The organism is Micromonospora sp. NPDC023737, assembly GCF_040639715.1.
Classification (GTDB): Bacteria; Actinomycetota; Actinomycetes; order Mycobacteriales; family Micromonosporaceae; genus Micromonospora.
Genome location: NZ_JBFAAL010000001.1, coordinates 964,164 through 980,564 on the forward strand (window position 1 = coordinate 964,164; position 16,401 = coordinate 980,564).

The window sequence follows — 16,401 nt, forward strand, 5'->3', positions numbered from 1 at the left end:
CGGCACGGCCGATTGTGCGTAGCAGCGGCAGCCTGCTCGTGGACAACATCGGGGAACTGGTGACCAACGCCTTCGGTGACGGCGAGGGCGGGCCGCTGGGCATCCACCGCGACGCCGCCCTACTGGTGGAGGACGGGTTGGTCGCCTGGGTGGGGCCGGCCCGAGGTGCGCCGGCCGCCGACCGGCGGGTCGACGCCGGGGGCGCCGCGGTGCTTCCGGGTTTCGTGGACAGTCACGCGCACCTGGTCTTCGCCGGGGACCGGGCGGCCGAGTTCGCCGCCCGGATGGCGGGCGAGCCGTACACCGGGGGCGGTATCCGCACCACCGTCGGCGCCACCCGCGCCGCCCCCGACAGCGAGCTGCGCGACAACGTACGGCGGCTGCGTGGCGAGGCGCTGCGGCAGGGCACCACCACCATCGAGATCAAGAGCGGGTACGGCCTCACCGTCGCCGACGAGGCCCGCTCGCTGCGGATCGCCGCCGAGTTCAGCGAGGACACCACGTTCCTCGGCGCGCACGTCGTGCCGGCCGAGTACGCCGACCGCCCCGACGACTACGTGGGGATGGTGTGTGGGCCGATGCTCACCGCCGCCGCCCCGTACGCCCGCTGGATCGACGTGTTCTGCGAGCGGGGCGCCTTCGACGTGGACCACGCCCGGGCGATCCTCGCCTGCGGGCAGGCCGCCGGGCTGGGCGTGCGGGTGCACGCCAACCAGCTCGGCCCCGGCCCGGGTGTGCAGCTCGGTGTCGAGCTGGGCGCGGCCAGTGTGGATCACTGCACCCACCTGAGCGACGCCGACATCGACGCGCTCGCGTCGCACCGGATCGGCGGCACGTACCCGGACGGCGGGCACACCACCACCGTCGCGACAGTGCTGCCCGGGGCGGAGTTCTCCACCCGCTCGCCCTACCCGGACGCGCGGCGGCTGCTCGACGCGGGCGTGACCGTGGCGCTGGCGACCGACTGCAACCCCGGCTCGTCGTACACCTCATCGATGCCGTTCTGCATCGCCCTCGCCGTACGCGAGATGCGGATGACCCCGGCGGAGGCGGTCTGGTCGGCGACCGCCGGCGGCGCGCTGGCGCTGCGCCGCGACGACGTCGGTGTTCTGCGCCCCGGCGCCCGGGCCGACCTGATCGTCCTCGACGCCCCCACCCACCTGCACCTGGCCTACCGGCCCGGTGTGCCACTCATCCGCCAGGTCCTGCACAACGGAGTACCACAATGACCGTTTCCATCCAGCCCACCGGCATCACCCCCGCCGACGTCCTCGCCGTGGCCCGCGGCGGCGCCAAGGTCGTGCTCGACCCCGCCGCGACGGAGGCGATGGCGACCAGCCGGGCGATCGTGGACGGCATCGAGGCCGCCGGCCGACCCGTCTACGGCGTCTCCACCGGCTTCGGCGCACTGGCGAACACGTTCGTCGCCCCGGAACGCCGCGCCGAACTCCAGCACGCGCTGATCCGCTCGCACGCCGCCGGCGTGGGTGCGCCCATGCCGCGGGAGGTGGTCCGGGCGATGATGCTGCTGCGGGTCCGCTCACTCGCGCTGGGCCGCTCCGGGGTCCGGCCGCTGGTCGCCGAGGCACTGGTCGACCTGCTCAACCACGAGATCACCCCGTGGGTGCCGGAGCACGGCTCGCTCGGCGCCTCCGGCGACCTCGCCCCGCTGGCGCACTGCGCGCTGGTGCTGCTCGGTGAGGGTTGGGTGCTGGGCCCGGCCGGTGAGCGGATCGACGCGGCCGACGCGCTGCGCGAGGCCGGCCTGGCTCCGATCGAGCTGGCCGCCAAGGAGGGGCTGGCGCTGATCAACGGCACCGACGGCATGCTGGGCATGCTGCTGCTCGCCCTGCACGACGCGGCGCACCTGTTCACCATGGCCGACGTGACCGCCGCGCTCGCCATCGAGGCGATGCTCGGCTCGGAACGGCCGTTCCTGCCTGAGCTGCACAGCATCCGTCCGCACCCCGGTCAGATCACGTCGGCGGCGAACATCCACCGGCTGCTGCAGAACTCGGCGGTGATGGACTCGCACCGGGACGACCTGGCGCACGCGGTCCAGGACGCGTACTCGATGCGCTGCGCGCCGCAGGTTGCCGGCGCGGCCCGCGACACCCTGGACTTCGCCCGTACGGTCGCCGAACGCGAGCTGATCTCGGTGGTGGACAACCCGGTGGTGCTGCCGGACGGGCGGGTCGAGTCGACCGGGAACTTCCACGGCGCGCCGCTCGGCTTCGCCGCCGACTTCCTGGCCATCGCCGCCGCCGAGGTCGGGGCGATCGCCGAGCGGCGGGTCGACCGGCTGCTGGACGTCGCCCGCAACCGGGACCTACCGGCGTTCCTCTCCCCCGACGCCGGGGTCAACTCCGGACTGATGATCGCCCAATACACCGCGGCCGGGATCGTCGCGGAGAACCGTCGGCTGGCCGCGCCCGCCTCGGTGGACTCGCTGCCCACCAGCGGCATGCAGGAGGACCACGTCTCGATGGGCTGGGCGGCGGCCAAGAAGCTGCGGACGGTGCTGGACAATCTGGCCAGCGTGCTCGCGGTCGAGCTGCTGGCCGGGGTACGCGGCCTGCAGCTGCGCGCCCCACTCGTCCCGTCGCCGGCCGGGCGGGCCGCGGTCGCGGCCCTCGGCGGCATCGCCGGCGAGCCGGGCCCGGACACCTTCCTCGCCCCGGTGATGGCCGCGGCCCGCGACGCGCTGACCGGCCCCGACCTGCGCGCCGCCATCGAACGCGAGATCGGCCCGCTGGCCTGACCAGCGGCCAGGACGGCACCGGGGTGGGGTGACTGCACCCATTCCGGTGCCGGCCTGAGGGCTCAGCCTCCGGCGACCGTCCGTCGTATCTCGGCCCACGACGGGAGTTGGGCACCCGCTACGACATTCCGCTTCACTCGGGACCAGAACAGGACCAGAAGTATCGCCTCGGACAACACCGTCGCCCAGGCGGCCCCGGTCACGCCGAACATCGGGATCGCGGTGGCCAGCGCGGCCAGGTAGACGACCGATCCCAGCCCCTGATAGAACACCTTCTGCCGCACCAGGCCGCCGCTCATCAGCAGCGATTCGACACTGGCGGAACCGAAACGGAGTGGGATCGCAAGCGCGAGAATCGCCATCACCGGGACGGACGGGCGGTACTCGGCGCCGAAGATCAAGGGGATGGCGTAGCGGCCGGCCACGGCGACGACGAGGCCGACCAGCAGCCCGAGACCGATCATCCCGACCGTGCCGGCACGGTACGCGATCAGGACCGCGCCGCGGTTGGAGCGGGACCAGCGGTGCAGCTTCGCCAGGAAGTACTGCTGATAGACGATGCGGGGCAGCAGATAGATCGCGGTCAGCAGCGTCATCGGCACGGCGAGCACGGCCGCGGCCTCCGGGCTCAGGAACTCGGCGGAGGTGACGATGCCGAGTTGCATGCCCAGTTGATAGAAGAGGCTGCCGAGCAGGAACAGGCTCGTCCCGCCGACGAGGTGACGCATCCGGGGTGGACGCGCCAGGCGACGAAGCACCTGCGCGTGGCCCTCCAGCGTCGCCCGCGCGTACCAGAACGGTGCGATGACCAGGACGCTGATGACCACTGTTACGACCGCCACGAAGGCGTAGCCCAGCGCCACCATGAGCGCCGACAGCCCGAAGAGGCCGGTCAGCAGGGCCACCAGGAGCCGGCCGACCTGCGGCGCCAGTTGCAGCGCCGCGAGTTGCCCGTAGGCGCCCTGTAGTTGGAGGGCCGACCCGGACAGCGCCATGGCGACGAGCGACAGGATGATCGGGGCGAGCCCGATGCGCAGACCGCCGGTGACGGGGTCGTCCCGGTCGACCAGGCCCCACCCGATGAGCGCCAGTACCAGCAGGCCGGACGTGACGACCACCAGCACGATCGACGGCCGCACCCAGCGGAACGCCCTGGGCCCCTCACGTCCGAACCGCTGCAACCAGAACTCGGCGACCCCGAAGATGGCCAACGGCCCGGCCAGCGTCACCAGCGACATGACCGACATGAAGGCGCCGAAGTCGGCCTTGGGCAGGCTACGCGCGAGCAGCACCTGGGTGAGGAACGCGATCAGGGTGACGCCGGCCTGGCTGATCCCGAGCATTCCCAGCTGACGGAGCCGGCGTGCCATGCCGCCGCCGGATCGGCTGGACGTCGACGTACCGGTCCGCAGCTCGACCATCATCTGGTCGCTCTGGCCGACACATGCGATCTCAACATCTCCAGCTCGGCCTCCGTCCGGCTCATCCAGGCTTCGCGTGCCGCCGCGATCCGCCCGGCCGCGGCCGGGTCGTCTCCGATCGTCTTCCGGACGCCGTCGACCAGCGCCTCGGGCTCGTTGGCGACGAGCGTAGCGAAGCTTCCGAACAGGGCCTCGGTGGTGCGGGTGTGGGACAGGACCAGCGGCCTACCCGCGCTCAGCGCCTCGCACGCCCCGCTGGGCTGGGTGGCGTCCCGGTCGGTCAGCACGACGACCGCGCGCGCGGCGGCGAGCGCCGCCTCGTAGTCGGGCAGATCGAGGAAACCCAGGGTGGTGAAGTTGGGCAGCCGCTCGGCGCGCTCGCGAAGCGGCGGTGGCAGCCGGTGCAGCGGGGCGGTGGTCACGAAGTTGACCTCGGGCATCGCCTCGATCGCCTCGATGAGGACGTCCATGGGCTCGTCCGGGGCGACGGTGGCCACGACGAACACCCAGTCGCGCGGTGCCGCCGGCGGGATCTCCCGGAGTGGATCGTGCACGACGAGGGTGCGCAGGCCCGGGAAGGCCGCGCGGGCGATGACGTCCGCCTCCTGGGTGTGCGTCAGGACCAGCTTCGCCCCGCGCAGCACCGTCGCGGTGCTCGGAACTCGGCGCCACCACGACTGGAACTGCCCGTTGTGCGCGTCGACGACGTAGGGAACCCGACTGAGGTACGGCGCCAGGGCTGCCAGGTGCGGCTGCGCCTGCGCGACCACGAACGACGGCCGCCGCGACCGGAGCAGCTTGAGATCATTCCACGTGTGGGCGAGGTAGTCGAAGGGACGAAGTGCCTTTGGCGTCGCCTTGGCCGGGCGCCACGCCAATTCGGCGCCCAGCGCCTGGGCGAGCACGTCCGAACGACGCTGATAACGCTTCCACGAAATGAAGAGGGGGGCGCTCATTCGCGATCACCACTAGTATCCGTTGCCGGGGTGATCGGCGCGTTCACGCGAGGGTAGAACGCGACAATCAGCATCAGGGAGAGGAAGAACATCCACATGAAGTACGAGTACGAGGTCGGCTTCTGCGTCAGGGCGGAGATGACCGTCACGGCGTAGAGGACCGAAAGCATCCACCGCGCCTCGACCGCGATGGCACGCCTCGTCACCCGCCAGAGGTTGATGAAGATTATCGCCATCAGGATGACCCCGAGCAGCCCCCAGACCACGAAGATCCGCAACGGGTCGCTGTGCGTGTTCCACGGTTCGTAGGCGAGTCCGAGGAGCCAGATATCCAGCGGCGCGTCCCGCCACACCTCCGCCAATCGGAACCAGATCTGCCCGCGCCCGTGCAGGAACTCGTCGTTCGTCGGGTTCAGCGAGCCGATCTGGGTGGCGAGAAAGACCGCGCGGTCGAACAGATAGGCGCCCCAACGTACCGCCGCGAGGACCACCAGCACGACGAGAGCGCCAGCGCCCCACACGGCGGTGCGGAACCGCAGGTTGGAAATCTGACCGAGCAGTTCAGGAAGCCTGCGCAGTTCGAACGCCACAATCACGAACACCACGCAGACGATCGTTATCCGGTGGGTGCTCACGACCGCGGTGGCGGTCAGGAACGCGACGGCGGCGTAGCGGGCCAGCGCGCTGACCCGTAGCCGGTCACCGGCGGCGTAGAGAATGAACACCGCGAAGATCAGGAGCCGACCGAGCGACGCTGGGTGGAAGTAACCACCCGAGGCACGCCCGACCTTGCCGCTCATCAGGTTGAAGAAGTAGGTGTAGGGAACGACGCCGGCCACCTGCAGCCAGGCGATCACGGAGTGCACGACGGCGCCGAGGACCACGAGCAGCAGGACCCAGCGCAACAGGTCGAGGGAGAACCAGCCCGGCTTGATGAACATGACCGCCAGCAGCACGATCGGCGCGAACCCGACCGCAAGCTGGGCGGCCTGCGTGATTATCCCGCTCCTGGGCGCGATGTACGGCCCGAAGATCTCGCGCACATTGGCCGTGGCGAAGACCTGGAAGAAGTCTTCCCGGGCCGGCAGGGCGATCAGGCCGATAACGGAGAACAGGCCGAGGAGCAGCAGCGCCACGATCCCGGGGGTCAGATTGGTCAGGAACCTTCTCGACGCCACTGTCGTGGCGACGAAGGCGCCCACCATGAAAACCGCGCCAATGACCGTCGTCACCATGCCGGAATCGACGGTGTCGGCCGCGACCTTCGCGCCGAAGATGTCGAAGAATGACTTCACGCCAACCACGACCATGGCGAGCACGGTCATTATCCGGGCGGCCGCCCAGAGAAAGCGTCGGGCTGGGGTGTCTCCTGGAGAATTGGGGGCGGTGTCGGCGGAGAACGGCAGGCTCCTGCCCATCAGACGACGGCCACCGCCCACGCTCTCGGTTGCCGCCGGCTTCTGAGGCATTATGTCCATTTCATGATCCTCTCCGCCCTACCTCTCGGGGCACTATACGCGAGGAGCACGACCACCAAAGGCCGCCTCTGCCGCCCCGAAACCCGACGACGACCACCGCCGGCTCGCAGTGTTTTCTCCGCTTTCGCCCATCTCTCGCTGAGCGGCGGCCGGACGCGTGCCGGCAACCACGCGGACCGATCGCCGGTATTGCGCGGAGAACTGGCATTCCCACCGAGCACTCCGACACGTTCAATGGCATGGCAGCAGCAGTAATCGGCGGCGGCGGGCAAGTGCCGGCGCCGTTCTCGGGACGAAACCCGACCGGACCGCCGGGAAGCCCCAACGAGGCGGTCACCGCGACCGATCGGCCGCACCGGGGTTGATGTCACGACGCGGTGCTCGCCGCGATGCGCTCGACGAGGTGGGTGCCGAGAGTGCGGGCGTAGGTCGCGGTGATGTGGTGCGTGTCGCGATACACGATGACGTTGCCGATCACCAACGGACACCGGGTCGCGGTGCAGAACAGGTCGGTCAGGTCGACCACCTGCACCTTGTCGACGGCTCGCCGCGCGGCGTCCTCGAGGGCGTCGCGGGTGCCGAGCGCGGTCCGCCGGTCGACGGAGCACCGGGTCGGATCTCCGCCGTTCGCCCCGTCGTCGACGAGGCAGGCGAGGTCCTCGTCACCGAGCAACGGATTGTCCACCACCACGGCGATCCTGGTCCCCCGCGCGAGCACCGGGCGCCACGCGTCGACATACCTGCGGATCTGGCCGTCCGCGGTGCGGCGATCGGTGCTCGCGCTCCGCCGCCCGCTGACGATGACGAGGTCGTACTTCGGGCCGGCGCCAAGCCGCTGCATCATCGCCTGGCGTCGCGCGTAGCACGGGTCGGCCTGGTCGGCGGGGTCCACGCTCGCCCAGATGCAGCCCCGGGCGACATAGGTGTCGAGCACCCAGTTCCGGGCCTCGAGGTGAGCCTCGAGGGCCGGAATGAGCATCGCCGCGTGCGAGTCCCCGACGATCGCGACCTTCGTCGCGTCGGGCCGCTGGGAGCCGATCCGACACGAACTGAGCTCGGCACCTGGCTCCTGGTCGTAGCACCGGTACGCGGACCCGGTGTCCTTGGTGAGCATCGAGACCTCGGGGAACACCTCCCGGCCCAGAGCGCCCGGTTCGCAGCCCTGAGAGGCGATCATGGCGCCCGCCCCGAGGCACGGCGCCCCCTCGGCCAACAGCTGCTCGAGGCGCGAGTTGCTCGCCTGGCTGCTCTGCTCCAGCAGCCGGTTTCCGGCGACCACGACGGACATCACCATTGCCATCGACATCGCGGCGGCCACGTACTGCGGCCACAGCCGGCGCCGACCGGCGAGCAGACCGAACCGCACCGGGTCCTCGACAAGGCGCTTGGTCAGCGCCGCCAGGACCACCACGCCGGCGATGACGACGAGCTTCACCGGCCAGGTCATCTTGTCGCCGGTCGCCAGCGTGAAGATCGCGATCGCCGGCCAGTGCCAGAGGTAGACGGAGTACGACCAGTCGCCGAATTTCTGCACCGGCGACAACTTCATCAGCGCGAGGGGAGACCACCGGGGGCCGGGAGCGCCGGCCCAGACCGCGCAGAGCGTACCGACGACTGGCAGCGCGGCGGCGTAGCCCGGGAAGGGGGTCCCGCTGTGCAGAACGAATGCGGCCAGGCCGATCAGGAGCAGGCCCAGCCAGGAGACCGCCGAGCGGGTGCGGTCGCCGGCTGACCGGCCGAGCCCGGGCAGCGTCGCGAGCAGCGCTCCGGCCCCGAACTCCCATGCCCGGGTGGGGGTGACGAAGTAGGCGGCGGCGCTGTTCGTGAGCGTCTCGTAGACGGAGTAGGCGAAGGAGGCCACGACGATCACGGCGAGCATGGCCCGGATCGCGCCGGTCGGATCCGGCCGCCGGAGTCGACCCGCGACCACGATCGCGACCACGATCAGCAGGGGCCAGACCAGATAGAACTGCTCCTCCACCGAGAGCGACCAGTAGTGCTGCACCGGCGACTGGACGTTCTCCGCGGCGAGGTAGTCCACAGCGTCGTGCGCGAGCTGCCAGTTCTCGACGTAGATGGTCGCTGCCGCGATCTCACGCAGAACCTGCGGCCAGTAGAGCTGCGGCACCCAGATGAAGACGGCCGCCGCGGTGGCGACAAGCACGAGCAGCGAGGCCGGCAGCAGGCGCCGGATGCGGCGGGCCCAGAAGGCGCCGAGGCGGACCGACCCCGACTTCTGCACCTCCCGTACCAGGTGCGCGGTGATGAGGAAGCCACTGATCACGAAGAAGACGTCCACACCGACGTATCCGCCCGGGATCCGATGTGGCCAGAAATGAAACAGCAGCACCAGGAGCACGGCAAGCGCCCGCAGAGCCTGGATCTCCGGCCGCAGCACACCGCGATCGGTCAGCTTCGAATCATGCACTGTGCCTCGCCACGGCGGTAGGGGTAGGGGTGGCGGCTCGACGGCCACACCGCCACGGAGTGGTGGCGACGGCGAGGCTATACGGCCGGCACCTCTTTTCTCTATCCGGTACGACGCCGGCCACGCTGAAGCAGAGTCGGACCAACCGATGCCGGACCGGCCGCGGTCGGCGGCCGGTCCGGCATCAGGCGAGGTCAGGGTCGGTGGCGTCAGCCGCCGTTCGGGGGCAGCACCTTGGCGACCAGCTTGGCCAGCTCGCGCAGCGCCTTGCCGCGGTGGCTGACCGCGTCCTTCTCCTCGGGCGTCAGCTCGGCGTTGGTCCGGGTCTGCCCGTCGCCCATGAAGATCGGGTCGTAGCCGAAGCCGCCGTCACCACGAGGGGCGCGCAGCAACCGGCCGGACTGCCGGCCGTCGACCAGGTGCTCCTTGCCGCCCGGCAGCACCAGGGCGACGGCGCAGACGAACGAGGCGGAGCGGTGCTCGTCCGGCAGGTCGGCAATCTGGTCGAGCAGCAGCTGGAGGTTCGCCTGGTCGTCACCGTGCCGTCCGGACCAACGGGCGCTGAAGACACCGGGCATCCCGCCCATCGCGTCGACGGCCAGGCCGGAGTCGTCGGCGACGGTGGGCAGGCCGGTACGCCGGAACCCCTCCCGCGCCTTGATCAGAGCGTTCTCACCGAAGGTCAGACCCGTCTCCGGCAGCTCCGGGTACTCCTCGACGTCGTCGAGGCCCAGCAGAGCGATCCGGTGCGCGCCGAGCGACCCGTCGAGGATCCGCTGCAGCTCCACCAGCTTCTTACGGTTACGGGTGGCCAGCAGGATCTTGTTCATTCAATTCCGCCTTTGCTCGCGACTGCGGGGCTCGCGAGCTCACTCCTCGCGCTCATGAAAGAGCCTTCCGCTGGATCTCGGCCAGTTCCGCGCAGCCCGCCACTCCGAGGTCGAGCAGGGCGTCGAGCTGACTGCGGGGAAACACGCCCGCCTCCCCGGTGCCCTGCACCTCGACGAAGTCGCCGGTGCCGGTGCAGACCACGTTCATGTCGACCTCGGCGGCCACGTCCTCGGCGTAGCAGAGGTCGAGGCGTGCCTCGCCGCCGATGACGCCGACGCTGACCGCAGCCACCGACCGGTGCATCACCGTCTCCGGCTTGCCGACCAGCGCCTTGCGGTCGGCGAGCCAGCGGACCGCGTCGTACAACGCCACGTACGCGCCGGTGATGGCCGCCGTCCGGGTGCCGCCGTCGGCCTGGAGCACGTCGCAGTCGAGCACGATCGAGTTCTCGCCGAGCGCCTTCAGGTCGACGCTGGCGCGCAGGCTCCGGCCGATCAGGCGGGAGATCTCATGCGTACGCCCGCCGATCTTCCCTCGGACGCTCTCCCGGTCGGATCGGGTGTTGGTGGCCCGGGGCAGCATCGCGTACTCGGCGGTGACCCAGCCGAGGCCGGAGCCCTTCCGCCAGCGGGGCACCCCCTCGGTCACGCTCGCCGTGCAGAGCACGCGGGTCGCACCGAACTCGACGAGTACGGAGCCCTCCGGATGGGTGCTCCACCCCCGGGTCAGCGTCACCGGTCGAAGTTGGTCGGGCCGTCGCCCGTCGGGTCGTGCCATGCCTGCACCCTATGCGGTTCGCTGATCCGGCCGCGCCGCGGTGTCCCCGACCTGCCCGCCGGCACGCCCGCGGCGGATCGGGACGGGCCGACGACCTCGGGGCGCGGGCACCACGTCGGCACTGGCCGGACACCACGGCAAGAGCGGCCCGGCGGGTCAGATCTCGTAGCTCGCGCCGGGACGGACCACATCGAGCGGCCCGGCGTACGCGGCGGCGGCCGACTCGACGGTGTGCGCCTCACTGCCCCAGGCGGCCACCAGGTGGGTGAGCAGCAGTCGGCCGACGCCCGCCTTGGTCGCCGCCTCGCCGGCCTCTCGGCCGGTCAGGTGCAGGTCCGGCGGGTTCTCCACGCCGTCGAGGTAGCTCGCCTCGCACAGGAACACGTCGGCGTCCTGGGCCAGGCGCAGCAGCGCATCGCACGGGGCCGTGTCGGACGAGTAGCTGAGCACCCGGCCGTCGTGTTCGAGCCGCACCCCGTACGTCTCGACGGGGTGGTTGACCCGGTCGACGGTGACGGTGAGCGGGCCGATCGGGAAGGTGCCGGGTTGCAGGCCGTAGAACTGGTAGACGTCGTCCATGGTGCCGTCGTCGCCGTACGCCGCCATCAGCCGGTCGGGGGCGCCGGAGGGCGCGTACACCGGCAGGGGCGGGTACGGGCCGTCGGGGGCGTAGCGGCGGACGACCACGTACGTCACGGCGTCGAGGACGTGGTCGCAGTGCAGGTGGGTGAGGAGGATCGCGTCCGGGGCGTGCAGGCCCGCGTAGCGCTGGAGGGTGGAGAGCGAACCGGAGCCGAAGTCGATCAGCAGTCGGAACCCGTCGGCCTCTACGAGGTAGGCGGAGCACGGCGACTCCGGTCCGGGGAAACTTCCCGCGCAGCCCAGGACGGTCAGTCGCATCGAGTCGTCTCGCTGTCACTTTGCGTAGTCGCCACGCCGGTCGTCGTTCGGCTCATGATCTCGACCGACCCGTACGCCACGCAGCGCAGCCTACGCTGGCACGCGCGGGCGCAAGAATCATCCGTTGAAAGTTGTCGTCAAGGTGACACCGAGCGCGGGGACGACCGGCATCGCGTGACCGAATTCGAACATCATCGCGACGCCGGCCGTAGCGCTACGTAAGGGCGCGGCACCCCGCCCGGTCAGGCCCAGAGCTGCCCGTCCAGGGCCTCTTCGGCGTCGGCCAACGTGCCGCCGTAGGCCCCGGTGGAGAGGTACTTCCAGCCGCCGTCGGCGACCACGAACGCCACATCGGCCCGCCGGCCCGCCCGCACCGCCTCGTGGGCGACAGCGAGCGCGGCGTGCAGGATCGCCCCGGTGGAGAAGCCCGCGAAGATGCCCTCCACCTCGACGAGCTGCCGCGTACGCAGTACCGCGTCCCGCGTACCGACGGAGAACCGCCGGGACAGCACCGTCGCGTCGTAGAGCTCCGGGACGTACCCCTCGTCGATGTTGCGCAGACCGTAGACCAGCTCGCCGTAGCGCGGCTCGGCCGCGACGACCTGGACGCCCTCGACCTTCTCCCGCAGGTACCGCCCGGTGCCCATGAGCGTGCCCGTGGTGCCCAGGCCGGCCACGAAATGGGTGACGGTCGGCAGGTCGCGCAGCAGCTCCGGCCCGGTCGTCTCGTAGTGCGCCCGGGCGTTCGCCTCGTTGCCGTACTGGTAGAGCATCACCCAGTCGGGGTGCTCGGCGGCGATCTGCTTCGCGGTGGCGACCGCCTGGTTCGACCCGCCGGCCGCCGGCGAGAAGATGATCTCCGCGCCGTACATCCGGAGCAGCTGGACCCGCTCGATCGAGACGTTCTCCGGCATCACGCAGACCAGGCGGTAGCCGCGCAGCTTCGCGACCATGGCCAGCGAGATCCCGGTGTTGCCGCTGGTCGGCTCGAGGATGGTGTCGCCCGGCCGGAGCTGACCGGCCTCCTCGGCCGCACGCACCATGAACAGGGCCGCCCGGTCCTTGACGCTGCCCGTCGGGTTCCGGTCCTCCAGCTTCGCCCAGAGCCGCACCGGCGGCGCCCCCTCGGGCACCGTCGGCGAGAGCCGGGGCAGCCCTACCAGGGGTGTACCGCCGCAGGCGTCGAGCAGGCTTTCGTACCGCGCCATGGCGGCCGCCTCAGCGATCGGCGGCGAAGACGCGCCGGTCGGGCTCCACGGTGGCCGCCAGCTTCTGGTCGCCGATGGCCGCGGTCGCCGCGAAGCCGAACGCGCCGCCGGCGACCGCCGGCAGGATGGTGACGCTGTCACCATCGCTGAGCTTGGCGTCCAGGGCGCCGAGGAAGCGGACGTCCTCGTCGTTGACGTAGACGTTGACGAAGCGGTGCAGCGCGCCGGCCTCGGTGACCAGGCGGCCCCGCAGGCCGCCGTGCCGCGAGTCCAGGTCGACGAGCAGGTCGCCCAGGGTGTCGCCGACGCCTTCGACGACCTTCGCGCCGCCGGTGTAGCTGCGCAGGATGGTGGGGATACGAACCTCGATGGCCATGATGTCGTGCTCCTTCTCGGGTGTGCCTCGGTGACGGGACGTGGATCGGGTGCTACGGCGTCGCGTTCAGCTGCCGGAACACTCGTAGTCGACCGCCGTCGGGCTCTGCCCGAACTTGTAGGACTGCACGGCGTGCGGGTCGACCGCGGCGTCCACGACCCGGACCGGTTCCTCGGTCACCACGCCGTCCACGATCCGGAAGGAACGGATCTCCTCGCCGTCGGCGCCGCGGGTGGAGACGAGCAGGTAGTGCGCGCCGGGTTCACCGGCGAAGGAGACGTCCGTGCGCGACGGGTAGGCCTCGGTCGCGGTGTGCGAGTGGTAGATGACCACGGGCTCCTCGTCCCGCTCGTCCATCTCACGCCAGACCCGCAACTGCTCCATCGAGTCGAACTCGTAGAAGGTCATGGAGCGGGCGGCGTTGTCCATGGGGATGTGCCGGGTCGGGGTGTCGCTGCCGACGGGACCGGCGACGACGCCGCACGCCTCGTCCGGGTGGTCCCGACGCGCGTGGGCCACGATCGCGTCGATGATCGACCGGTCGATGCTCAGCACGCCGACCAGCCTAACGCCTGGTCAGCGCGGGCCGCGAGAGTGGCCGCCGTCACGCCCCGTCGATCAAGGCGTTGAGCAGGGATTCCTGGAGATAGCCGAGATACGCGTAGACCGACAGTTGGAACACGCGGCTGGAGGTCGGGTCCTCGGCGACCGCCTCGTCCAGCTCTTCGCCGAGGTCGGTGCCGTCCTTGATCTCCAACCGGACGCCCATCGCCAGCCGCGCGTCGTTCAACGCGCGCAGCCACGCCTCGGCCGCCTCGGCGTCCAACCGCACCTCGCCGCCGGACTCACCCGGCAACGCCGCGAGGATCGCGCCGGCCTGGTCGATCTTCGCGGTCTTGAGATCGCCCTCCGTGTACCGGCGGAACTCGGCGGTGCTCCTGCGGTCGTCCGGGTAGGCGTCGGGGAAGAGCCGGCCCACCACCGGGTCGGAGTGGTCGAAGCCGTCGGTGAGCAGGCCGACCACCTCGGAGGCGACCTTGCGCAACACCCGTACCTCGTCGGAGGCGAAAGTGGCGACGTAGCGGCCGCTCTGGCGGCGGAACATACTCAAGACGCCATCCCCGTTCGCGGCTGCGGGGCTCGCAGCACCGGCCCGATCCTCACGCTCACGAGCGGTCCACCGTCGCCCAGAGCCCGTACGCGTGCAGCTGCGACGCGTCATGCTCCATCCGCTCCCGGGCGCCGGAGGAGACGACGGCGCGCCCCTTGTGATGCACGTCCAGCATCAACCTCTCGGCCTTCTCCCGGCTGTAGCCGAAGAGCTTCTGGAAGACCCAGGTCACGTACGTCATGAGATTGACCGGGTCGTCCCACACGATCGTCACCCACGGCCGGTCGGAAGCCGGCACCTCTTCGGTGGCCGGCGTCTCGACCGGTGCAACCTGCGGAGCCGCCATGCCCCCCATCGTGCCACCGGTCTCCGGGAACCGAGGAACCGGAACGCCGGACCGGCCCGGATCGCCCGCCAGCGGCAGACCCGACCCGCCGGCGCCGCGCCCGAGGGGTGAGCGGGCGGGCCCGACGGGCCGAGTGCCGGAGCCGCCGTCAGGCGAGCAGGATGCCGTGGTCGACCGCATCGGAAAGCACCGAACCCAGAGCGACACGGACGACCTCGAACCGGCGGGAGACGTCCCGGGCCAGCTCCAGCTCGACCTCCCGCAGCGCCCGCTGGGCCCATGCCCGCGCCTCGTTGGCGTCGTTGTTGCCGGGGCTGCGCCAGTGCTGCCAGCAGCCGCCGGAGAGGGCGACCGCGACCGGTGGGAGGATCTCGGCCCGCGCGGCACCGGGATAGCCGGCGAGGGCGTCGATCGCCCCTTCACCGGCCAGTCCGGCCACGCCGGCGGTGCTCGTGACGAGCAACACCCGGTCGAGTTCCCGGGCCAGCCGGTCCTCGGCGAGGCCGAAGCGGATCGCCTTGACGACCCGCTGGCGTACCCCGTCGGGCAGCGGCGCCCCGAAGACCCGGGCGAGGGCTTCGTCGAGGACGCCGCCCACCGCCCGGTCGCACTGGGCGGTGGCCAGCAGCGAGAGCGCCTCCATCTCGCGGTCGAGCAGCTGCGGCAGCCCGGCGCAGCCGACCCCGAAGACGATCTCCTGAACCACCCGCAGGTGGATGTTGGCCAGTTCGAGTGCGAGGTGCTGACGGATCCGCTGGGCGCAGGAGCGGCTCTGCCGGTCCAGCTGCTCGGACCAGTCGCCCGGGTCGGTCACCACGTTCACCCGAACGTGCTCGCCCGGCAGCACGGGCGGGTCGGAGCTGGCGCGGCGCAACCCTTCGTCGACGGCCCAGCCGACCAGGGCCCGGCGCAGGTCCGCCGCGGCGGCGCCGTGCAGCGCGAACCAGCGCGCCTCGACGAGGCCGGGCACGGCGGAGAGCAGGGCGGCACGGTGTGCTTCCACCGTGACGGCGACGGGGTCGACCATGGGACCGGGCGAGGGGGACCCGGCCCCGGACGGCGGGACGGACGCCCCCGTGTCCTCCGTCGGCGCCGTGCTGTCGGGCCAGGACCAACCGGTCGAGCCCGGAGTGACCACGAAGAAGACCGGCAACCTGGCCCGGGCGGCCTCCGCCAGCAGGTTGAGTTCCGCGGCGGTGCACACCTGGTCGGCGGCGACCACGAAGAGCAGCGCTCCGGCCCGTCCGGCCGCGTCCAGCAGCACCGGCACACCGGCGGCGCCGAGCGTGCCGGTGTCGGCCGTGTCGACCAGATTGAAATGGCGCAGCAGCGGGTCGGGAAGGTGCAGCTCGACCCGACGCGGCGGACGCGCCAACGCGGGGCCGGCGGCCATGCGGTCCGCGCCGTAGGTGTGTGGCTGACGGTAGCCCGGCACGTAGGCCGCCCGTGTCGCCGTGGTGCCGTGGCGCATCACCAGCCAGCTGCCGTCGGGCACACCGAGCAGTGCGGGGTCGAGATCGAGGAGGGTGGCGAGCACGGCGCGGCGGCCGGCTCCACCGGGCCCCACGGCGAGCACGCCGAGCGGTTCGTCCGAGCCGGGCGTGGCCACCCCGACCCGGGTGGGCAGCGGCGCACACCGAGGCACGTCGCCCCACCCGGGCAGGTCGCCAGGCACGTCGACAGAGGGGAGCGGACCCGGCTTCATCAGGGCGGCGACCTCCCGTGGTGGGCGGACCGGCAGCAGCCGGCCGCGTGGAAACTCCGGCGAATCGATCCGGATGCCGGAAGACTACGAGCGACGCGCGCCT

At 71.3% G+C, this 16,401-nt stretch carries 15 protein-coding genes; 2 read left to right on the forward strand and 13 right to left on the reverse strand.

Going from position 1 to position 16,401, the window contains the following annotated elements:
• Window positions 1–14 precede the first annotated feature (14 nt).
• Both hutI and hutH read left to right on the forward strand, forming a co-directional pair.
• Window positions 15–1,229: an imidazolonepropionase gene (hutI, locus tag AB0F98_RS04275; protein WP_357729081.1), complete on the forward strand. Its 1,215-nt coding sequence runs from the start codon at window positions 15–17 to the stop codon at window positions 1,227–1,229.
• The gene (gene hutH / locus AB0F98_RS04280; RefSeq protein ID WP_357728358.1) at window positions 1,226–2,761 is read left to right on the forward strand and encodes a histidine ammonia-lyase; all 1,536 of its coding nucleotides are present in this window, start codon (window positions 1,226–1,228) and stop codon (window positions 2,759–2,761) included. Before hutI ends, hutH begins: the two co-directional genes overlap by 4 nt.
• 62 nt (window positions 2,762–2,823) lie before the next feature.
• On the opposite strand, the gene AB0F98_RS04285 is transcribed toward hutH, so the two are convergent.
• The 13 genes from AB0F98_RS04285 to AB0F98_RS04345 all read right to left on the reverse strand — a co-directional run bounded on the left by AB0F98_RS04285 (window position 2,824) and on the right by AB0F98_RS04345 (window position 16,268).
• Window positions 2,824–4,185 carry a polysaccharide biosynthesis C-terminal domain-containing protein gene (locus AB0F98_RS04285; protein ID WP_357728361.1) on the reverse strand — a complete coding sequence of 454 codons (1,362 nt, stop codon included), beginning with the start codon at window positions 4,183–4,185 and terminating at the stop codon, window positions 2,824–2,826.
• Window positions 4,182–5,138: a glycosyltransferase gene (locus AB0F98_RS04290; protein WP_357728364.1), complete on the reverse strand. Its 957-nt coding sequence runs from the start codon at window positions 5,136–5,138 to the stop codon at window positions 4,182–4,184. The genes AB0F98_RS04285 and AB0F98_RS04290 overlap by 4 nt, the downstream gene beginning before the upstream one ends.
• On the reverse strand, window positions 5,135–6,607 hold the full coding sequence (locus tag AB0F98_RS04295; RefSeq protein ID WP_357728367.1) for a hypothetical protein: 1,473 nt from the start codon (window positions 6,605–6,607) through the stop codon (window positions 5,135–5,137). The genes AB0F98_RS04290 and AB0F98_RS04295 overlap by 4 nt, the downstream gene beginning before the upstream one ends.
• A 376-nt stretch (window positions 6,608–6,983) precedes the next feature.
• On the reverse strand, window positions 6,984–9,044 hold the full coding sequence (locus AB0F98_RS04300) for an acyltransferase family protein (RefSeq protein WP_357728370.1): 2,061 nt from the start codon (window positions 9,042–9,044) through the stop codon (window positions 6,984–6,986).
• Window positions 9,045–9,253: 209 nt separating this feature from the next.
• The gene (gene rdgB / locus AB0F98_RS04305; protein ID WP_357728373.1) at window positions 9,254–9,874 is read right to left on the reverse strand and encodes an RdgB/HAM1 family non-canonical purine NTP pyrophosphatase; all 621 of its coding nucleotides are present in this window, start codon (window positions 9,872–9,874) and stop codon (window positions 9,254–9,256) included.
• Between the two features lie 52 nt (window positions 9,875–9,926).
• Entirely contained in the window at window positions 9,927–10,652 is a 726-nt protein-coding gene (gene rph, locus AB0F98_RS04310; protein WP_357728376.1) for a ribonuclease PH, read from the reverse strand.
• Window positions 10,653–10,808: 156 nt separating this feature from the next.
• Entirely contained in the window at window positions 10,809–11,552 is a 744-nt protein-coding gene (locus AB0F98_RS04315; protein WP_357728379.1) for an MBL fold metallo-hydrolase, read from the reverse strand.
• A 242-nt stretch (window positions 11,553–11,794) separates the two neighbouring features.
• Window positions 11,795–12,760, reverse strand: coding sequence for a cysteine synthase (locus AB0F98_RS04320; protein ID WP_357728382.1), 966 nt, complete (start codon window positions 12,758–12,760; stop codon window positions 11,795–11,797).
• Window positions 12,761–12,770: 10 nt separating this feature from the next.
• Window positions 12,771–13,136, reverse strand: a complete 366-nt coding sequence (locus tag AB0F98_RS04325; protein WP_357728385.1) for a MoaD family protein — start codon at window positions 13,134–13,136, stop codon at window positions 12,771–12,773.
• Window positions 13,137–13,202: 66 nt separating this feature from the next.
• Entirely contained in the window at window positions 13,203–13,691 is a 489-nt protein-coding gene (locus AB0F98_RS04330; RefSeq protein ID WP_357728388.1) for a M67 family metallopeptidase, read from the reverse strand.
• Between the two features lie 49 nt (window positions 13,692–13,740).
• Window positions 13,741–14,241, reverse strand: a complete 501-nt coding sequence (locus AB0F98_RS04335; RefSeq protein ID WP_175649191.1) for a DUF2017 domain-containing protein — start codon at window positions 14,239–14,241, stop codon at window positions 13,741–13,743.
• Window positions 14,242–14,302: 61 nt separating this feature from the next.
• On the reverse strand, window positions 14,303–14,593 hold the full coding sequence (gene clpS / locus AB0F98_RS04340; RefSeq protein WP_355146448.1) for an ATP-dependent Clp protease adapter ClpS: 291 nt from the start codon (window positions 14,591–14,593) through the stop codon (window positions 14,303–14,305).
• 148 nt (window positions 14,594–14,741) lie between these two features.
• Window positions 14,742–16,268 (reverse strand): hypothetical protein, encoded by a 1,527-nt coding sequence (locus tag AB0F98_RS04345; RefSeq protein ID WP_357728391.1) that lies wholly within the window; start codon window positions 16,266–16,268, stop codon window positions 14,742–14,744.
• Window positions 16,269–16,401: the final 133 nt, after the last annotated feature.